The sequence below is a fragment of the Citrobacter sp. S39 genome (assembly GCF_009495675.1).
GTDB lineage: Bacteria > Pseudomonadota > Gammaproteobacteria > Enterobacterales > Enterobacteriaceae > Citrobacter > Citrobacter freundii.
This window is the reverse complement of the sequence record NZ_CP045555.1, coordinates 4,623,070-4,642,723: the sequence shown is the minus strand read 5'-3', so window position 1 is coordinate 4,642,723 and position 19,654 is coordinate 4,623,070. Positions and strand designations below refer to the sequence as shown.

Here is a 19,654-nt window from a genome sequence, read left to right as displayed (position 1 = left end):
GATGTTATGTCGACGGTTTCCCGTCTTTACCCCTTGTCTGGTCTGGCAGCACTGGTGCTGGTGGGGTGTAGTAGCCAACCCGCGCAGCCGCTAAAAAAGGGGGAGAAAGCCGTCGATGTGGCGAGCGTGGTGCGCCAGAAAATGCCCGCCAGCGTGAAAGACCGGGACGCATGGGCGCAGGATTTGGCAAAGACTTTTGAAAGCCAGAAGCTGGCACCGACGGTTGAAAATATCTGTTCGGTGCTGGCGGTCGCGCAACAGGAGTCAAATTATCAGGCGGATCCAGCCGTGCCGAACTTAAGTAAAATCGCCTGGAAAGAGATCGATCGTCGTGCCGAGCGTATGCACATCCCGCTATTTGTGGTGCATACCGCGCTGAAGATTAACTCGCCAACGGGGAAAAGCTACAGCGAGCGCCTGGATACGGTGAAGACGGAAAAACAGCTTAGCGCGATCTTTGATGATTTTATCAACATGGTACCGATGGGGCAGACGTTATTTGGTTCGCTTAATCCGGTGCATACCGGTGGGCCGATGCAGGTTAGCATCGCCTTTGCTGAGCAGCATGCCAGCGGCTACCCGTGGAAAATGGCGGGAACCGTGCGCCAGGAAGTATTTAGCCGCCGCGGTGGGCTGTGGTTCGGTACGTATCATCTGCTTAACTACCCGGCGAATTACAGTGCGCCAATTTTCCGCTTCGCCGATTTCAATGCCGGGTGGTATGCCAGCCGCAATGCAGCTTTCCAGAATGCGGTCAGTAAAGCCAGCGGCGTGAAGCTGGCGATGGACGGTGATTTAATTCTCTATGGCAGCAGCGAGCCGGGCAAAACGGAGCTGGCGGTACGTAAACTGGCCGGGAAGCTGGACATGAGCGAGAGTGAGATCCGCCGTCAGCTGCAAAAAGGCGACAGCCTGGCCTTTGAAGAGACCGCGCTGTACGAGAAGATTTATAAGCTGGCGGAAGCGAAGGCCGGGAAAACGCTTCCCCGTGAAATGCTGCCTGGCATTCAACTGGAAAGCCCGAAGATCACACGTAATCTGACTACCGCGTGGTTTGCTAAACGCGTGGACGATCGTCGGGCGAAATGTATGGGTCAGTCATCGTTATGATGACGGCGGCGCCAGCGCGCGAATGCCGCGATGGCGCCAAGAATCAGGCTTCCGGCGAGAAAAGGGACCAGCCCAAAAAGGGTTCCGACGCCCAGGCCGATTTCAACTCGCGGGCGCCCTGTCTCTTGCATTTGCAACTGCATCAACTGCTCATAGATGCCGGGAGCGTGGGCCAACAGATTTAAAATCTGCGCGCCTGCCCAGAAGCAAAACAGCACAAATACGGCATACGCAATGTTGCCGGGCAGGGAGGAGGGATCCCGATGCTTGCCCTTAAAAAGGGATTTTGAGAGCGTAAAATCAGCCATAAAGACCTCCGGAAATAACCTGCTTTTTTGACGTAATGCCTGTAACTGAAAGTGAGTCTGACAGGTGATCGGCAATGTCAATATCAGAATGATGGTAATTTCAGGTAGAGATTATTCCTGGATTTCGGTTTTTTGCTTAACGTCACAATTACGCAACCTTAAGTGAAATTAATTTACATTTCAGAAATTCCGCACAGGCCACAGACGTGTATGAGGAAATGTGCGAGGATGCGTTTTCATGTTGTATATCCACCGGAGCCGTTATGAACCTGCCTGTTAAAATCCGCCGAGACTGGCACTATTATGCCTTCGCTATTGGGCTTATCTTTATTCTCAACGGCGTGGTGGGCTTACTCGGTTTTGAAGCGCAGGGGTGGCAAACCTATGCGGTGGGGCTGGTGACCTGGGTGATTAGCTTTTGGCTGGCCGGATTAATCATCCGTCGCCGCGTTGAAGATGATGAAGTAAAGGATGCCCAATAGCTATATCAGGCATCCTGGCGGGTTTACATACTGGTTTTCAGCGCGCTATCCGCAGCATGGCGTTCCAGCGCCAGTTCGATCAGGCGAGTGATCAAATCGGTATAGCCTAAACCGCTCGCCTGCCACAGCTTCGGATACATACTGATGTTGGTAAAGCCTGGCAGCGTGTTGATCTCATTGATCACAACGTTGTTTTCAGCAGTTAAGAAAACGTCCACGCGCGCCATGCCGGCACAGCCCAGTGTCTGGTAGGCCTGAATGGCGATTTCGCGGATCTTATCGTTAATCTCTGGTGCAATTGCTGCCGGAACGACAACTGTGGCACCGTTATCGTCAATGTATTTAGTGTCGTAAGCGTAAAAATCGCTGTTCAGCACAATCTCTCCACAAGTACTGGCCTGCGGATGATCGTTGCCCAGTACAGCACATTCGATCTCGCGGCCTTTGATCCCTTGCTCCACCACGACTTTATGATCGAATTCAAATGCCAGCGCGACGGCCTGATCGTATTGGGCTTCGCTGGTTACTTTGCTGACGCCAACGGACGATCCCTGGTTGGCCGGTTTTACAAACAACGGCAGACCCAGGCGGGATTCCACTTCGCTAAAGCTGATGCTGTTGCGATTGGCGCGAGTTAGCGTGATAAATGGCGCGATGTTTAATCCGGCATCACGCAGCAGACGTTTGGTCACGTCTTTATCCATACAGGCCGCAGAACCCAGCACATCAGAACCTACGAACGGTAGGTTTGCCACGCGCAGCATGCCCTGCAGAGAGCCATCTTCACCCAGAGTGCCATGTACGATCGGGAAAATAACATCGACCGTCGGCAGCGGTTGACCGTTTTGTGCATCGATCAACTGGTGCGCTTGTTTACCCGGTACCTGCGCCAGGCTGGTCTCAGAAGGTCGCAATGCAATATGCGCCGGGTCGTCTGAATTGAGCAGATAATTACTGGCATCGCTGACGTGCCATTGCCCTTGTTTATCAATACCTAACAGCACAACGTCAAAGCGAGTCTTGTCGATGGCATCGACAATATTTTTTGCCGATTGCAATGACACTTCATGTTCCGCTGATTTACCACCAAATACGATTCCTACCCGCAACTTTGCCATCTTAAAAACCCATTCCATGAATGCAAAGCACATACATTACCACGACAAAACGCAGGTTTCCTCGGCTTCTGGCAGATTGTTTTGGCTGACGACAGGGGAATAGAACACAACAAACAAGCGGCCCGCACGCGAAGCATAATCCCCTGCTTATATTATGGGTTTGATGTGAGCTGTATCACAAATATGATGAGCGGGAAGATAAAATACTAAACTGTGATTTATCGCACCAGTGGACCCTTATTCAGCTAAGTAATTTGTTAAGCTGCTCGCAGTTTTCAGCTACTTATCGTTATGAGTCCTTATGGAATCCTGGAGAGTTAACCTTATTTCCGTTTGGTTCGGGTGCTTTTTTACCGGACTGGCGATTAGCCAAATCTTGCCTTTTTTACCACTCTATATCTCCCAACTGGGCGTGACCTCACATGAAGCGCTCTCAATGTGGTCCGGATTAACGTTCAGCGTCACCTTCCTGATTTCAGCTATTGTCTCTCCAATGTGGGGCAGTTTAGCCGACCGCAAAGGACGCAAGCTAATGCTGCTGCGGGCCTCACTGGGTATGGCCATTGCGATTTTGCTACAGGCATTTGCTACTAACGTCTGGCAGCTTTTTCTGCTGCGCGGGGTGATGGGGTTAACCTCCGGTTATATTCCTAATGCGATGGCGCTGGTCGCGTCACAGGTTCCGCGTGAACGCAGCGGCTGGGCGCTGAGTACGCTGTCGACGGCGCAAATCAGCGGTGTCATTGGTGGACCGTTAATGGGGGGCTTTATTGCCGATCACGTTGGCTTACGGGCGGTATTCTGTATTACCGCCGCTTTGCTGGTGGTGAGTTTTCTGGTCACACTGTTTTTGATCAAAGAGGGCGTTCGTCCGACGATTAAAAAAAGTGAACGTCTGAGTGGGAAGGCCGTATTTGCCTCGCTTTCACATCCGGCGCTGGTGATCAGCCTGTTTTTTACCACCATGGTGATTCAACTGTGTAACGGTTCAATTGGGCCAATTCTGGCGCTGTTTATTAAATCAATGGTCCCAGATAGTTCGAATATTGCCTTTCTCAGCGGGCTGATAGCCTCTGTACCGGGCATTTCTGCTCTGATTTCCGCGCCTCGACTTGGTAAATTAGGCGACCGTATTGGTACTGAGCGGATTTTAATGGCGACGTTAATCTTCGCGGTGGTGCTGTTTTTCGCTATGTCGTGGGTCACCACGCCGTTGCAATTGGGAGTTCTCCGTTTTCTGCTTGGCTTTGCCGACGGTGCGATGTTGCCGGCGGTGCAGACGTTGTTAGTGAAATACTCCAGCGACCAGATAACCGGGCGCATCTTTGGTTATAACCAGTCATTTATGTATCTCGGCAACGTCGCCGGGCCATTAATGGGGGCGACGGTTTCGGCAATGGCGGGGTTCCGTTGGGTGTTCATTGCTACAGCAAGCATTGTGCTTATCAATATCTGGCAATTGGCTATTGCGTTGCGACGTCGGCGCGGGGGGCGTTGAGTTCCTGATTAACAACGCTGCCTGTCAGCGTTGTTAATCTATAATTGTGTATTATATATTTGTGTGATTATTAATTTTCTTACCTTTTTATATTGAATCATTCTGCGTCAAGACGCATTTACCCTTATTTTGTGTTGTGATTGTTTTCGCAAATCGTTTTATTACTTATAAAAATACAACTTTCATCCTCTAGGCAGTCGTGAGCCTTAATGATAACGTGACCCATATTTTGTTAAGGGAATAGGCAAATGAAAAACCTCGTCACTGAGTTGTTACTTAAACTCGCGCAAAAAGAAGAAGAGTCGCAAGATCTGGCGGTACAGGTCGAAACGTTAGAGCGGGTAATCATCGAAATGCTGCGCAATATGGCGTGGAACGATCGGCAAATATTTATTCGTCAAATTGAGGGGGCGCTGGCTGATGTAAACCGCATGCCCGCGTTTCTGACGAACATACATAACGCTTGCGAGATCGTACCAAAAGCGTTTTGAACCATCTGTGGCGGGGCACCCACAAATTATCATAAAAGTGTCACATCAAATACTTATAGTCGCTTTGTTTTAATTTTACCGTATTTATACATGGAGAATATAAAGTGAAACAAAGCGCACTCGCTATTGCCCTGTTACCTTTGCTGTTTACCCCGGTTATTAATGCAGAAACATCTACTGTAGCGGTTTTGGATAATCGTGCCGCTCAAGGTGATATCTCCACGCCGGGTGGCGCTCGCCGATTGTCTGCCGACCAAACCGCGGCTCTGCGCGAATCCCTGAACGACAAACCGGCCAAAAATATTATTTTACTGATTGGCGATGGGATGGGTGATTCCGAAATAACGGCAGCGCGAAATTATGCTGAAGGCGCGGGCGGCTTTTTTAAAGGTATTGATGCTTTACCGTTGACCGGACAATACACCCATTATGCGTTGGATAAGAAAACCGGCAAGCCCGATTATGTGACAGATTCTGCAGCATCGGCGACGGCGTGGACGACCGGTGTTAAAACTTACAATGGTGCTCTGGGCGTTGATATTCATGAGAAAGATCACGCTACTATTCTGGAAATGGCCAAAGCGGCGGGTCTGGCGACAGGCAACGTTTCCACGGCTGAATTGCAGGATGCCACGCCGGCCGCGCTGGTTGCCCATGTCACTTCGCGTAAATGCTATGGCCCGAGCGTGACGGCTGAAAAATGCCCAACGAACGCGCTGGAAAAAGGCGGTAAAGGGTCGATTACCGAACAATTATTGAATGCCCGTGCGGATGTTACGTTAGGTGGCGGGGCAAAGACTTTTACTGAAACCGCTACGGCAGGTGAGTGGCAGGGTAAAACGCTGCGTGAACAAGCACAGGCCCGTGGTTACCAGATGGTGAGTGATACCGCGACGCTGGCGGCGATTACCGAAGCGAATCAGGATAAACCGCTGTTGGGTCTGTTCTCTGACGGTAATATGCCAGTGCGTTGGGAAGGCCCGAAAGCGTCTTATCACGGAAATCTGGATAAGCCGGTAGTGACCTGCACGCCAAATCCAAAACGTAACGACAGCGTGCCGACTCTGGCACAGATGACGGATAAAGCGATTGAGCTGTTAAGCAAAAATGAGAAAGGCTTCTTCCTGCAAGTGGAAGGCGCGTCAATCGACAAACAAGATCACGCCGCTAACCCGTGTGGACAAATTGGTGAAACTGTCGATCTGGATGAAGCGGTGCAGCGTGCGCTTGCTTTTGCGAAGAAAGATGGCAACACCCTGGTCGTGGTAACCGCTGACCACGCGCATGCCAGCCAGATAGTCGCACCGGATACTAAAGCACCCGGTTTAACGCAAGCGCTGAACACCAAAGATGGCGCGGTGATGGTCATTAGCTATGGCAACTCTGAAGAAGAGTCCCAGGAGCACACCGGCAGCCAACTGCGTATTGCAGCCTATGGCCCTCATGCGGCGAATGTGGTTGGCCTGACCGATCAAACCGACCTGTTCTACACCATGAAAGCGGCGTTAGGACTGAAATAACCCGACGCCCGGCGGCAATACTTTTGCCGTCGGGTGGTATTTTTATCGTTAGCAGCCAAACTTACCTGTGTGTCGTCGTTCAGAAAAGGATGGAGCTATGAAAATTACATTATTAATGACGTTGCTTTTTGGTCTTATTTTTTTAACTACCGTCGGTGCTGCCGAGAAGACATTAACCCCGCAACAACAACGTATGACCACCTGCAATCAGCAGGCAACGGCGCAAACCTTAAAAGGGGATGCGCGTAAGACGTATATGAGTGATTGCCTGAAAAACAGTAAATCTGGGCCTGAGGAAAAGAGTCTGACGCCGCAGCAGCAGAAAATGCGTGAATGCAACGTCAAGGCGACGGAGCAGTCTCTGAAAGGCGATGATCGTAATAAGTTTATGAGCGCTTGCCTGAAAAAATCTGCTTAGCACTTCCGGGTGAGCAGATAAAATCGCTCACCCGAAATATCATACTTCCGCCGCCAGACCCCTTCCTATAATTTGGGAAATTTGTTTCAGAATATTCCCAAATACGATGAATGATGAAAATTTTTATCAAAAGAAGGTCGTCCCGAATGAAGCATTTATATTGCTTCATCAAAATGACCACCAACGTTCCGGTCTGCGATTTGCCCGACGAATCAGGCTGCCGCGAGCGGTGGGACTGGGGGGAATGTTTTTCCCTATCGCGTCGGTATTAGTTTCTCAGCCAATAACCGGAGGCTGGTGGCTTTTGCTGGTGGGATGGGCATTTGTCTGGCCACATCTGGCATGGCAACTGGCAAGTAAAGCTGTCGATCCACTGCATAGCGAATATACCAACTTAAAAGCCGATGCCATCCTCGCCGGGATGTGGATGGGGATTATGGGGATAAACTTGCTGCCATCCACGGCGCTGTTGATGATTATCTGTATCAACCTGATGGGCGCAGGAGGTATGCGAGTCTTCATCGCAGGCGCCGTGTTGATGGTGGTTTCCTGCCTGGTGACGTTACAGTTAACGGATATCCCCGTGGCTTTTAGCAGTACGCAGCTGAGCGTGCTGCTGTCACTGCCAGTGTTAGTGGTTTACCCGTTGCTGTTTGCCTGGGTGAGTTATAAGACGCTCATCCGGCTGGCAGAACATAAACGTCGCTTACAGGTTATGAGTACGCGAGATGGGATGACCGGTGTGTATAACCGACGTCATTGGGAACTGTTGCTGCGTAATGAGTTTGATAATTGCCGCCGCCATCAGCGTGATGCCACGCTCCTTATCATCGATATCGACCATTTTAAGAGTATCAATGATACCTGGGGCCATGATGTAGGGGATCAGGCCATTGTTGCACTGACCCGCCAGTTACAGATGACCTTACGCGGTAGCGATGTGATTGGGCGTTTTGGCGGTGATGAGTTTGCGGTAATCATGTGTGGCACGTCGGCGAGCAGCGCGATTGCAGCGATGTCTCGTGTTCACGAACGGCTTACCCAACTGCGTTTATCTTGCGCGCCGCAGGTTGACCTGCGCATTAGCGTGGGCGTTGCGCCGCTGACATCTGAAACTGAACACTATAGAGAATGGTTAAAATCAGCAGATATGGCGCTCTATAAAGCAAAGAATTCCGGACGTAACCGCACTGAAGCGGCGGCATGACGTCCGGCGGTGTTAACTCAGGAGCGGCTGAGTTTTTCCGACTGCTCCATGCACTTAATCATCGCTTCAATTACTGATGAACGGAAACCGCGTTCTTCCAGGACGCGTACCGCCTCAATGGTGGTTCCACCTGGTGAGCACACCATATCCTTTAATTCGCCAGGGTGTTTACCCGTTTCCAGCACCATCTTCGCCGAACCCATTACCGCTTGTGCCGCAAATTTATAAGCCTGCGCACGGGGCATCCCCCCCTGAACGGCGGCATCTGCCATTGCTTCGATAAACATAAATACATAGGCCGGTGCTGAACCGCTGACACCAACGACCGGATGAATCATTGCCTCCGCAATGACTTCAGCTTCGCCAAAGCAGCGGAAGATATTCAGCACGTCAGCCGTATCTTCCGGCGTGACTAAGGCGTTTGGCGTGACGGAGGTCATTCCGGCGTTCACCAGCGACGGCGTGTTTGGCATTGCGCGAATGATTTTACGGTCGTGACCCAGCGCGCGGGCAAGCTGATCGAGGGTGACGCCTGCGGCAATTGAGACGACCAGGGAGTCTTTGTTCAGGCTGGAGGTAATTTCGCTCAGCACCTTAATCATAATGCCTGGCTTTACGGCCCCAAAAACAATATCAGCGATCTGCGCGACTTCTTGTGCAGACTGCGCCGCATTAATGCCGTACTGGTCGTGTAGCGCGGCGACCTTATCGGGGGAAGGGGTATAGACCCAGATTTGTCCGGGGAGAACCTGACCGCTGGCGATCATGCCGCCAAGAATGGCTTTGCCCATATTACCGCAGCCGATAAAACCAATTTTCTTGTCCATCTTGTTACTCCCTATGGATGATATTCATTGTTTTATACCCTAATTACTTCAAGTAACTTGAATTATTTGGGGTAAATCTGGGAAAGCTAAGCTTAGCGCGGAATGAATATGTTCAGAAGGAGAAACAGCACTTTGCCTGAAAGTAAAAGCACGCGACAATGTGCGGCAGCACAACAGTGGGGAGAAGTTATGACAATATGGGTGGATGCCGATGCGTGTCCGAATGTGATTAAAGACATTTTGTACCGCGCTTCTGAGCGCATGCAAATGCCGCTTGTTTTGGTGGCCAACCAAAGCCTGCGCGTCCCGCCTTCGCGTTTCATCAGCACATTACGTGTGCCTGCGGGCTTTGACGTGGCTGATAACGAGATTGTGCGTCAGTGCAGCGCTGGTGATTTAGTGATAACGGCCGATATTCCGCTGGCGGCTGAAGTGATTGAAAAAGGTGCGGCGGCGCTTAACCCGCGTGGCGAACGTTATACCGAAGCCACGATCCGCGAGCGTCTGATGATGCGTGATTTTATGGATACGCTACGCGCTAGCGGTATTCAGACCGGGGGGCCGGACAGCCTTTCGTCCCGTGACAGACAGCATTTTGCGGCTGAACTTGATAAATGGTGGCTGGAAGTTCAGCGTAGAAAATAGTATGTGTAATTTATTATTTACACTTTATTCGTTGTGAATTCTTGTTATAGTAGGGATTAACTCATCTCGCCATTCTTTATGTAATTTTTTCTTTACGATTTTGGCGGCGTACTAGTTTGATGATATGATTATATTTTTAACCGCATCAGATCCCGCTTGTTGGCGGCTCTCTGGGGAAATTCTGTGATGACGCAACCTCTTTTTCTTGTTGGCCCCCGGGGGTGTGGTAAGACGACAACCGGTATGGCGCTGGCAAAGGCTATTGATTTCCAGTTCGTTGATACCGATCGCTGGTTGCAATCGCACGTGCAAATGACCGTGGCGGAAATCGTCGAAAGAGAAGGATGGGAAGGGTTTCGTGCCCAGGAAACGATCGCTCTGCAGGCTGTCACAGCACCAGCAACGGTTGTTGCGACTGGCGGCGGTATCATTCTTACCGAATTTAACCGCCACTACATGCGCAGCCACGGCGTGGTTATCTATTTAAGCGCACCGGTATCGGTACTGGTTGATCGTCTGGAGGCGACGCCTGAAGAAGGATTACGACCTACCTTAACCGGCAAGCCGTTGACTGAAGAAGTGCAGGAAGTGCTCGCCCAGCGAGATGTTTTGTATCGCGAAGCCGCGCACTATATCGTTGATGCCACCAATGCGCCTGCGCAGGTGGTGGAAGACATTCTTGGGAGACTGGCGCAGGCAGCGCCACGGTTGCAGGGCGGTGTCTATACTTAATGTTCATCCAGTGAAAAGGAAGAACTATGCCGACACAACCACCTTACCCACGTCAAGCGACCATTGTTACGGTTGAAAAAGGGACGCCAGGCCAGACGGTAACCTGGTATCAACTTCGTGCCGATCACCCTAAACCGAATTCGTTGATCAGTGAACATCCTTCGGCTCAGGAAGCGATGGATGCTAAAAAACGCTACGAAGACCCCGATAAAACCTGATATGAAGACCGCCCTGGCACGAGTCTTAAAAGTGCCAGTCCGGGCGTGCATCACATTTTTTTAAATTTCGCTGTATACAGTAAAAATTGAAAATTAAACAATAACAATCCAGTACTGGAATGATCTGGAATCTTTACACAATACACCGCCGATCTACTGCTACGCTTTTGAGCATTTGTAGCACAGGTTAGCGTCCGGCACGTGTCCGGGATTTCACGGCAAAGTAAGAAAACGGTGGAGCAACAAATGAGTACGTCGTTGGCTATCCTCACGATTGGCGTTGTGACGATGTGTGAGGTGTTACCGCTCCTGACGGAATATATTGATGAACAGCACATTACTCACCACAGCCTGCTGGGGCAGATGCAGCGAGAAGATGTGATGGCTGAGTACGGAGCTTCACCCGGTGATGAGCTGTTATTAACGCTGCTTAGCGACCATCAGCTTGCACATGTCTCGCGCCTGAAGGTAGAACGCTCGCTACAAAGTATCGTGGAGGTGCTGGATAATCAGGGCTTTGACGTGATCCTGCTGATGAGTACCGCTTCAATCACCCGTCTGACCGCCCGCAATAGCATCTTGTTGGAACCCATACGCATTATTCCCCCGTTAGTGGCTTCGATTGTCGAAGGGCATCAGGTTGGGGTCATAGTACCTGTTGCTGAATTGCTCAAAGCCCAGACACAAAAGTGGCAGGTGTTACAAACGCCGCCAGTGTATGCCGTAGCGAATCCAGTAGAAGGTTCTGAACAACAGCTGATTGATGCCGGGAAATATCTCCTTGAGCAAGGCGCTGATGTTCTCATGCTGGACTGCCTGGGTTTTCATCAACGCCATCGTGATTTACTGCAAAAGTCGCTGGATGTCCCGGTTTTGCTGTCCAATGTGTTGATTGCCCGACTAGCTTCGGAATTGCTGGCGTAATTTTGCGTGACAGGTGGAACGTCAGCCCCCTATATTGGTTCCTAACTTAATCACGAGATAGGGCCAGTTGTATGCTTCAAAGTAATGAATACTTTTCCGGCAAAGTAAAATCGATCGGTTTTACCAGCAGCAGTACTGGCCGCGCCAGTGTAGGCGTGATGGCTGAAGGTGAATATACCTTTGGTACTGCGGCGCCTGAAGAGATGACGGTGGTTAGTGGCGCACTGAACGTGCTGCTGCCGGGGGAAACCGAGTGGAAAGTATATGCCGCAGGAGACGTGTTTAACGTACCGGGCAACAGTGAGTTTCATCTGCAGGTAGCAGAGCCAACATCCTATCTTTGCCGCTATTTGTAAGCGTAAAAATGACGAATGGCGATATTGTGTCGCCATTCGCTAAACAGGGCTAACGTTGCGCTTCGCCGCCTAATCCTTCCACCAGACTTTTAATCAGCGCCGCCAGTTCACCTGTCATCAGGATGAAATCGGCATCAAAACGTTGAGCATAATCTTCACGGTCGATATCTTCGTTCTGATCGCGCAGCTCGTCGCTGAACTTCAGACGCTTAATGGAGCCGTCGTCACACATAACGAACTGAATACGCTGCTGCCAGTCGAGGGCCAACTTGGTGACCAGTTTGCCCGCCTCAATATGCACGGCGATTTCGTCGCAGACCAGATCCTGTTTTTTCGCGCGGATCACACCGCCGTCTTCAAGGATCGCTTTCAGTTCAGCTTCATCCAGTAACTGGAATCCTTGTGCTGTTGTGCCGGAGCGAACCCATTCGGTCAGCGTCAGCTCAATAGGGTTTTCCATCGTCAGCGGAACGACCGGCAGCGAGCCGAGGCTTTTACGCAGCAGCGCCAGCGTATCTTCCGCTTTCTTCGCGCTTGCACAGTCGACCATGATCAGATCGTTGACGGTGTCGATCCACATCATTGTCTGGCTGAAGCGGCTAAAGGCGCGCGGCAGCAATGAGTGCAGAACTTCATCTTTCAGTGAGTCTTTTTCGGTCTTCTTGAGTTTGCGACCTTGCTCAGCTTCCAGTTTGAATATTTTGGCTTCCAGCGCCTGTTTGATAACCGGCGACGGCAGAATTTTTTCTTCTTTGCGGGCGCAGATAATAATTTGGCCATTGGCGGTATGCGTTAATGCATCGCTGTGCGATCCCATCGGCGGAACCCAGCCCATTTTTGCCATATCCTGGCTACCGCAAGGGGTGAACGTCATTGATGCCAGCTGTTTTTCCATCTCTTCGGCACGCAAAGAAACATCGCGGCTAAGACGGTAAACCATTAAATTTTTGAACCACAGCATGATAATTTCCACGGCCTTGTCGTTAAATCCAGCGGGCATGATAGCGAATTGTCGCTATGCTTGCATTGTTAATCGGGAAGAGGAGCAAACAGTGCGTATAGGTATCGATTTGGGCGGTACGAAAACGGAAGTTATTGCACTTGGCGATGCGGGCGAACAGCTTTTTCGCCATCGCCTGCCCACGCCGCGTGATGATTATCGGCAAACGATAGAAACCATCGCCATGCTGGTGGAGATGGCGGAAAACGCCACCGGGCAGACGGGAACCGTTGGAATGGGCATTCCCGGTTCAATCTCGCCCTACACCGGGGTGGTAAAGAATGCCAACTCGACCTGGCTTAACGGGCAACCTTTTGACAAAGACCTGAGTGCGCGTCTGAATCGCGAAGTGCGGTTGGCAAATGATGCCAACTGTCTGGCGGTTTCTGAAGCGGTGGATGGTGCGGCGGCGGGGGCGCAAACCGTGTTTGCGGTGATTATAGGCACCGGATGTGGCGCAGGCGTGGCGCTGAATGGTCGGGCACACACCGGCGGTAACGGTACCGCAGGGGAGTGGGGGCATAATCCGCTGCCGTGGATGGACGAAGATGAGCTGCGTTTTCGACAGGAAGTACCTTGTTATTGCGGCAAACAAGGCTGCATTGAAACCTTCATTTCCGGGACCGGTTTTGCCACCGACTACCAGCGCCTGAGCGGTAAGCCGCTCAAAGGCAGTGAAATTATCAGCCTTGTTAATGCGCAGGATACTCTTGCGGAGCAAGCGTTGAGCCGCTATGAGCTTCGTCTGGCGAAATCACTGGCACATGTGGTGAATATTCTCGATCCGGACGTCATTGTGCTGGGTGGCGGAATGAGCAATGTCGATCGACTGTATCAAAACGTTCCGACGTTGATGAAGCAATTTGTTTTTGGCGGCGAGTGTGAAACGCCTCTACGCCAGGCGTTGCACGGTGACTCCAGCGGCGTGCGCGGTGCGGCCTGGCTGTGGCCGCACGTATAAACGGTTGTTATGTCGCGGGTGCAACCTGTTGTTGCACGCCGCGCTTCAGGCGACCATAGAGCAGCAGCGAGGACATCGCAGAAAACGACAGCAGTGCAGCCGGCAGCGTCACGTAGTTGTAGGTAAATCCCAGCGTCAGCATCATGCCACCGCAGTACGCGCCAATCGCGCTGCCGAGATTGAAGGCAATTTGCCCGCCAGCCGCGCCCAGTAGTTCTCCCCCTTTAGCATTTTGCAGCAGCAAAATTTGCAACGGCGCCGACAGAGCAAACAGACCCGCGCAGCAAATGAAAGCGAAGGTCAGCGACGCGGCTTTGATGCCGCCAAAGGCAAAGAGCAGCAGCAGAGCCAGCACAATGACGAAGTCGGTTATTACCGCAATTCGCAGCGGCGTATAACGGCCTGACAGCCTACCGCTTAGCAGATTTCCCAACACCATTCCCAATCCCACCAGCATCATGATGAAGGTCATTAGCGCCTCGGAGAAGCCGGAGATATACATCATGTACGGTTTGACGTAGCTGAACCAGGCGAAAACCCCGGCGTTCCCAAACATGGTGGCGGAAAAAATGAACCACGGGGCGGGGCTTTTCAAAAAGTGAAATTGTTCGCGCAGTTTCCCTTTTGCCTCATCGCTAATGTTGGGGACCCAAAAAGCGACCGAGACTATTACGGCGATATTAAAGACGGCTATCAGCAGAAACGTGTAGCGCCAGCTAAATTCCTGGCTTAGCCAGGTGCCGACGGGAATGCCAACCAGATTGGCAACGGTCATCCCCGAAATCATGCCCGCGACGGCGGCAGTGACTTTTCCCGGACGGGCCAGCTTCGACAGGATAATCGCGCCCACGCCGAAAAATGCGCCATGAGGGAAGCCGGAAACCAGCCTGCCCACCGCCAGCATAAAATACGAGGAAGAGAGGGTGAAGATGGCGTTGCCAATCACGCACAGGGTGACCAGAAACAGCAAAATATGTTTGAGCGAAAAGCGATTGGAAAAGAGCGCAATAATGGGCGCGCCCAGCACTACGCCAAAGGCGTAAAACGAAATCATATGGCCAGCGGCAGGAATGGAAATTCCCACGTCCCGCGCCAGCTCAGTGAGGACACCCATGACGCCAAACTCGGCCATGCCCAGCCCAAATGTTCCGAGCGCTAAAGAGAAAATGACTTTTTTCATACCACCTGCCAACAAGAAAGACGCAGGATATGCGTCATAGCGACGAATGTTCGCCGCCAATAGCGATAGCTTGCGGATAAGTGAAGTGGAATGCCATTTCATATCCGTCCCTGAGTATGCAATATTGTGCTACCTAGCGTGCCGGATAGCGTTAGCGCTTATCCGGCCTGTGACACCACATCCGCTGGCCGATTACTCCACCGCAAACATTTTGTCGAGTTTGCTGTAGCCCAGACCGTTGATTTTTTTCACTTTGATCTGTACCGGAATGCGCTCTTTCATCGCTTCAACGTGGCTGATGACGCCAATGGTTTTACCGGTAGCGTTGAGCGCATCCAGCGCGTCTAGGGCGGTATCCAGCGTTTCGCTGTCCAGCGTGCCGAAACCTTCGTCGAGGAACAGGGAGTCAATCCGCGTTTTGTGGCTGACCAGATCAGATAATGCCAGCGCCAGCGCCAGACTCACGAGGAAGCTCTCGCCGCCGGAAAGCGTACGCGTATCACGTACGGCATCGGCCTGCCAGGTATCAACCACTTCCAGCTCTAACGCTTCGCTGGCCTTGCGCTGCAACAAATAGCGACCGTGCAGACGGGTTAACTGGTTGTTGGCAAGCCAGACGAGGTTATCCAGCGTCAGCCCCTGGGCAAATTTGCGGAACTTATCTCCCTCTTTCGAGCCGATCAGCGCATTCAAATACCCCCAGTCTTCGACCTGCTGCGCGACTTTTTCAATCTCCTGCATCAGCGCCTGCTGCTGCTGGCGGTTTTCAGCATCTTGTTTGAGCTGCTGGCGAATTTCGCCCTGACGAGTAGTATTATCGCGTAGCAGTTGGGTGAGCTGCGCCAGCGCGTCGTGCAGATGCTGCGCCGTCAGCGTGAGATCCACTTCTGTTGGTTGCTGCTGTTGATGAGCCGCCAGTGCCTGCTGGGCCTGATTAACCAGCGTTTGCGCCTGCTGTCGCTGGCCTTCCAGTGATTGCTTCAACTGCTCCAGGCGATTAAAGGTCTCTTCGTCCAGCAGGGCGGCAATAAAGGCGTCGCGATCGGCAAAGATGCTGGCCTTTAATACGGCATCAAACTGCGCCTGGATTTCCGCGGCGCGCTGAACGTCCTGCGCCTCCTGCTGTTGCAAGGTTTGCCACTGTCCCTGTAAAGAGAGGCAATCGTCGTGCACCTGACGCCAGTTTTCCAGCGACAAATCCTCAATGTTTTCAGAAAGCGCCTCGGTTTCAGGCAGCGTTTCCAGCAGCGGCGCAAGCTGGGCAATCCGGGCCTGTAACTCGGTCAGTTCATTCTGACGCTGTTGCCACATTCGTGCTTCGTTCGCCCGTTCGCTTAGCCATGAGGCGACGTCATCCTCAGGCGGAAGGGCCAGACCATAACGGGAAAGCTCGGCGGTTAGCGTCGCCTGGCGCTGGTCAATATGCAACTGGAGCTGGGTAATCTGCTCGGTATGCGCGGTGATTTGCGCCTGCAAGGTATGACGCAGGCTCAACTGGTGAAGCTGTTGTTCGTACTCTTCCTGAGCGGCCAGCCACGGGGCAATGTCATCCTGCGGTTGCAGCGTGACGTTGAGGCTGGCGGTGACGGTCAGCCATTCTTGAGTAAGTGCTTGCTCCTCCTGAGAAAGCGTCTGTGCTTCGCGTTCATCCCGCTGAAGTTGCTGGGTTATCGCCTCAAGCTGGCCGCGTAACGTTGAACCCTCATCGGCCAGTGTTTTGACCTCTTTTTCCAGTGCCTCACGCCGCGTCTGATTCACGCTCAGTTCGAGCGTTTGATAGCGTTCAATCGCCGGATGTGCGGTGGAGCCGCATAGCGGACAAGGCATGCCGGATTGCAACAATGCCCGTTGGCTTTCCAGATCTTTGATGCGGGCTTCTTGCTCGCAAATGACTCTCACATCAGTAAGTTGCTGATTTTTATCTTTATAGCGCTGACGTTTTTCGGCAAGCACCGCGTTGCGCTGGGTCAACTCTTGTTGACGCTGTACAAGCGTGGCGCGTAACTGTGCCAGTTGTTTTTGCTTTGGGGTGATTTGCCCGTGTAAATTGCTCAGCCGCTGGCGTAACGGGCGAAGCTGCACATGTTGCGCTAGCGCATCCGTTACCTCCTGCGGCGAAAGGGTCAGCGCGGGAAGCGTTAGTGCATTGAGCTTACGCGTGTCGTTCTCTCGCAGCTGCTGCCATTGGCGTAGCTGGGTGCTGGCGTCGGACTGTTGAGCCAGCAGCGCTTTCCATCCTGCCAGTTCGCTACTCCATAAGCGGAAGCGATCATGCTCATTAAGCCAGTCGGTTAACGTCTGTTGTTCGGCTAGCATCAAGGTCGACTGCATTTGCGCCTGCTGACGAATACGCCCGCGCAGCGTTAAGCTGCTTTGTAAGCGAGCATTCACTTCCTGAATCTTCTGGCGCGTACGCTCGATAGTAGCCGTTTGTTCCTGAATTCGCTCCCAGTGCGGGCGTAACGCCCTGGCCGGCAGTGCCAGACTCAGTGCCGCCAACTGCGGCTGCGCGTCTTCTTGCGCCTGAAGCGCTGCCTGTAATGCATGCTGGTGATGGTTTATATCCGTTTGTAGCTCATTTTGCCGAATGAGCCAGTTGAGGTGCTGTTGCTGGGTTTGTTGGCTGGTAAGGTATTGTTTTTCTTCGTCAGTAAGTACCTGCAAACTTTCTGTCAGAGATTGCACCTGCTCTGGCGCTAACAGCGCCACGCCGCTGGCCTGGGCCTGCAGTTTTTCCAGCTCCGTACGCGCTGATTTGTGCTTTTCAAACACCATGGCGGAGATTTGACCGTAGATCTCAGTACCGGTTAACTCTTCGAGCAGCTCGGCGCGCTCTTTTGGTTTGGCATTGAGAAATGCGGCAAACTGGCCCTGAGAGAGCAGCATGGAACGGGTAAAACGACCGTAATCCAGCCCGGTAAGCTCGGCGGTCATCTCCAGCTTGTCTTTGACTTTATCGGCGAGGATTTTACCGTCGGCGCAGCGGGCCAGCTCTACGCGCGGGACTTGCAGGTTGCCCTCAGGCTGGTTGCGTGCCCGGTTCTGGCTCCAGAATGCGCGGTAGGCTTCGCCCCGCACCTCAAATTCCACCTCGGCCAGACACTCCGCTGTGTCGCGGGTCATCAGGTCGTTTTGCGACTGTGACACAGTATTCAGGCGCGGCGTTTCGTGGTACAGCGCAAGGCAAATTGCGTCCAGCAGGGTGGTTTTCCCCGCGCCTGTGGGCCCGGTGATGGCGAACAGCCCGTTGCTGGCAAAAGGTTCTGCCGTGAAATCGACTTTCCATTCTCCCTTCAGGGAGTTGAGGTTTTTCAGGCGCAGGCTGAGAATTTTCATGCTTCAGCCTCCCCGGCAAGCGTCTGTACGGTTGCGCTAAACAGCTGATTAAGCCGCTCGCGCTGCGGTTCTTCGAGTTCTTCCAGCGCCAGGCGGCGGTCAAAAACCTCCGCCACGCTCAGCTCGCTTAATGTTTCACGACGTTCATTGGCCATAATACGTTCGCGCTGTTCCCGACTGCGGCGCACCAATAACACCTCTACCGGTAAATCTTCGGTCAAGGCCTGGATTTTACGCTGCATATCATGCAGATAGTCATCGGTGGTAATTTCAATATCCAGCCACACAGGCGGCTCTTGCTGTACGTTGCGCCACTGCTCAAGCTGGGCGGTAATGGCGGCGAGATCGCCTTTCAGTACCGCAAGCGGCTGGGTGACCGGTACGGTGAGATTCTCGACGGCGTTGAGTTTCCCTGCTTCAAAGCTCACCAGATGCACGCATTTGCTTTTGCCGCACTCGTCAAAACTGAGCGCAATCGGCGAGCCGCAGTAGCGAATATGCTCCGTGCCACCGATAACCTGCGCCCGGTGAATATGGCCCAGCGCGATGTAGTCCGCCGGAGGGAAGTTTTGTGCAGGGAAGGCGTCCAGCGTACCGATATAAATGTCACGGACGGCGTCACTTTTACTGGCGCCGACGGTGGTCAAATGCCCGGTCGCGATGATGGGCAGATTCTGATCACCACGCAGCGTGCGGGCATCCTGATACTGCTGCTGGTAATAGTCGGTGATGGCTGACAGCAAATGTTGCTGTTTTTCTTGCCCGGTTAGCCCGGCCTGGCTGGTAATGATGTCGCGTGGACGTAAAAAAGGAACCGGGCACAGAATTGCCCCCGGCGTGCCGTCACGTTGCGGCAGAATCTGCGGCGCATGGCCGGCGCTGGCAACGACCGTGGTGTTGAGAAACGCCAGTATATCGCGGGATTCATTGAGTGTGGCGACGGAGTCGTGGTTGCCTGCCAGCACCACCAGATGACACCCGGTTTGCTGTAAATTAACGACAAAACGGTTATACAGCTCACGGGCGTAGCTTGGCGGTGAGCCGGTATCGAAAATATCACCCGCCACAATAATGGCATCCACCTGATGGGATTGTGCCGTTTCCAGCAGCCAGTCGAGAAAGGCCTGATGTTCAGCGGCGCGGCTCTTGCTGTAGAAATTTTGGCCCAGATGCCAGTCAGACGTGTGAAGGATGCGCATAAGAGTTCCATGACGATAAAACAGTGGTGGGGATTATAACCTTTCAAGGACGGTAATATCTTGTCTCCGGGCTGTCATATTTCGCCGGGCTGCGTTAAACCTAGGCTATCTTTTCATAAATCTG

The 19,654-nt window shown here is 52.5% G+C and carries 20 protein-coding genes; 13 read left to right on the top strand and 7 right to left on the bottom strand.

The features are described 5' to 3' along the window. The first annotated feature begins 6 nt into the window (after positions 1-6). A complete protein-coding gene (locus GFB57_RS22210; RefSeq protein ID WP_008320928.1) occupies positions 7-1,110 on the top strand; it encodes a DUF1615 domain-containing protein in 1,104 nt (367 codons plus the stop codon). Here the strand turns inward: GFB57_RS22210 and GFB57_RS22205 are convergent. Further along, entirely contained in the window at positions 1,095-1,418 is a 324-nt protein-coding gene (locus tag GFB57_RS22205) for a DUF2755 family protein (protein ID WP_003021437.1), read from the bottom strand. The two genes, GFB57_RS22210 and GFB57_RS22205, sit on opposite strands and share 16 nt — an antisense overlap. Before the next feature lie 263 nt (positions 1,419-1,681). On the opposite strand from GFB57_RS22205, the gene GFB57_RS22200 reads away from it, so the two are divergent. Then, positions 1,682-1,900 (top strand): DUF2754 domain-containing protein, encoded by a 219-nt coding sequence (locus GFB57_RS22200; protein WP_003021440.1) that lies wholly within the window; start codon positions 1,682-1,684, stop codon positions 1,898-1,900. 23 nt (positions 1,901-1,923) lie between these two features. On the opposite strand, the gene ddlA is transcribed toward GFB57_RS22200, so the two are convergent. Further along, positions 1,924-3,018, bottom strand: coding sequence for a D-alanine--D-alanine ligase (gene ddlA / locus GFB57_RS22195; protein ID WP_003021442.1), 1,095 nt, complete (start codon positions 3,016-3,018; stop codon positions 1,924-1,926). A 301-nt stretch (positions 3,019-3,319) separates the two neighbouring features. On the opposite strand from ddlA, the gene GFB57_RS22190 reads away from it, so the two are divergent. From GFB57_RS22190 to adrA, 5 genes are all read left to right on the top strand, one after another. Next, positions 3,320-4,516, top strand: coding sequence for a multidrug efflux MFS transporter (locus GFB57_RS22190; RefSeq protein ID WP_003021445.1), 1,197 nt, complete (start codon positions 3,320-3,322; stop codon positions 4,514-4,516). Positions 4,517-4,764: 248 nt separating this feature from the next. Then, a complete protein-coding gene (locus GFB57_RS22185; RefSeq protein ID WP_003021448.1) occupies positions 4,765-5,007 on the top strand; it encodes a sigma-S stabilization anti-adapter protein IraP in 243 nt (80 codons plus the stop codon). Between the two features lie 104 nt (positions 5,008-5,111). Next, a complete protein-coding gene (gene phoA / locus GFB57_RS22180; RefSeq protein ID WP_003021451.1) occupies positions 5,112-6,527 on the top strand; it encodes an alkaline phosphatase in 1,416 nt (471 codons plus the stop codon). A 97-nt stretch (positions 6,528-6,624) separates the two neighbouring features. Then, positions 6,625-6,945, top strand: a complete 321-nt coding sequence (gene psiF, locus GFB57_RS22175) for a phosphate starvation-inducible protein PsiF (protein ID WP_003021454.1) — start codon at positions 6,625-6,627, stop codon at positions 6,943-6,945. Between the two features lie 91 nt (positions 6,946-7,036). Further along, positions 7,037-8,152, top strand: coding sequence for a diguanylate cyclase AdrA (gene adrA, locus GFB57_RS22170; protein ID WP_085951537.1), 1,116 nt, complete (start codon positions 7,037-7,039; stop codon positions 8,150-8,152). Between the two features lie 17 nt (positions 8,153-8,169). On the opposite strand, the gene proC is transcribed toward adrA, so the two are convergent. Then, positions 8,170-8,979 (bottom strand): pyrroline-5-carboxylate reductase, encoded by an 810-nt coding sequence (proC, locus tag GFB57_RS22165; protein WP_003021462.1) that lies wholly within the window; start codon positions 8,977-8,979, stop codon positions 8,170-8,172. A 189-nt stretch (positions 8,980-9,168) separates the two neighbouring features. Between proC and GFB57_RS22160 the strand changes: the two genes are divergently transcribed. The 5 genes from GFB57_RS22160 to ppnP all read left to right on the top strand — a co-directional run bounded on the left by GFB57_RS22160 (position 9,169) and on the right by ppnP (position 11,854). Then, complete coding sequence (locus GFB57_RS22160; RefSeq protein WP_003021467.1) at positions 9,169-9,624, top strand: YaiI/YqxD family protein; 456 nt, start codon at positions 9,169-9,171, stop codon at positions 9,622-9,624. A 186-nt stretch (positions 9,625-9,810) separates the two neighbouring features. Continuing rightward, positions 9,811-10,356 carry a shikimate kinase AroL gene (gene aroL / locus GFB57_RS22155; protein ID WP_003021470.1) on the top strand — a complete coding sequence of 182 codons (546 nt, stop codon included), beginning with the start codon at positions 9,811-9,813 and terminating at the stop codon, positions 10,354-10,356. Positions 10,357-10,382: 26 nt separating this feature from the next. Continuing rightward, positions 10,383-10,574, top strand: a complete 192-nt coding sequence (gene yaiA, locus GFB57_RS22150) for a protein YaiA (protein ID WP_003021472.1) — start codon at positions 10,383-10,385, stop codon at positions 10,572-10,574. A 246-nt stretch (positions 10,575-10,820) separates the two neighbouring features. Continuing rightward, the gene (locus GFB57_RS22145) at positions 10,821-11,498 is read left to right on the top strand and encodes an AroM family protein (RefSeq protein ID WP_290366912.1); all 678 of its coding nucleotides are present in this window, start codon (positions 10,821-10,823) and stop codon (positions 11,496-11,498) included. A gap of 71 nt (positions 11,499-11,569) precedes the next feature. Next, the gene (gene ppnP, locus GFB57_RS22140; RefSeq protein WP_003021477.1) at positions 11,570-11,854 is read left to right on the top strand and encodes a pyrimidine/purine nucleoside phosphorylase; all 285 of its coding nucleotides are present in this window, start codon (positions 11,570-11,572) and stop codon (positions 11,852-11,854) included. 49 nt (positions 11,855-11,903) lie between these two features. Here the strand turns inward: ppnP and rdgC are convergent, their stop codons facing one another. Then, positions 11,904-12,815: a recombination-associated protein RdgC gene (gene rdgC / locus GFB57_RS22135; RefSeq protein ID WP_003021479.1), complete on the bottom strand. Its 912-nt coding sequence runs from the start codon at positions 12,813-12,815 to the stop codon at positions 11,904-11,906. A 91-nt stretch (positions 12,816-12,906) separates the two neighbouring features. Between rdgC and mak the strand changes: the two genes are divergently transcribed. Next, positions 12,907-13,815: a fructokinase gene (gene mak, locus GFB57_RS22130; RefSeq protein WP_003021482.1), complete on the top strand. Its 909-nt coding sequence runs from the start codon at positions 12,907-12,909 to the stop codon at positions 13,813-13,815. Positions 13,816-13,822: 7 nt separating this feature from the next. Here the strand turns inward: mak and araJ are convergent, their stop codons facing one another. The 3 genes from araJ to sbcD all read right to left on the bottom strand — a co-directional run bounded on the left by araJ (position 13,823) and on the right by sbcD (position 19,530). Further along, complete coding sequence (araJ, locus tag GFB57_RS22125) at positions 13,823-14,995, bottom strand: MFS transporter AraJ (protein ID WP_003021486.1); 1,173 nt, start codon at positions 14,993-14,995, stop codon at positions 13,823-13,825. A gap of 192 nt (positions 14,996-15,187) precedes the next feature. Continuing rightward, a complete protein-coding gene (sbcC, locus tag GFB57_RS22120; RefSeq protein ID WP_008320904.1) occupies positions 15,188-18,331 on the bottom strand; it encodes an exonuclease subunit SbcC in 3,144 nt (1,047 codons plus the stop codon). Continuing rightward, a complete protein-coding gene (gene sbcD, locus GFB57_RS22115; protein ID WP_003021493.1) occupies positions 18,328-19,530 on the bottom strand; it encodes an exonuclease subunit SbcD in 1,203 nt (400 codons plus the stop codon). The genes sbcC and sbcD overlap by 4 nt, the downstream gene beginning before the upstream one ends. Positions 19,531-19,654: the final 124 nt, after the last annotated feature.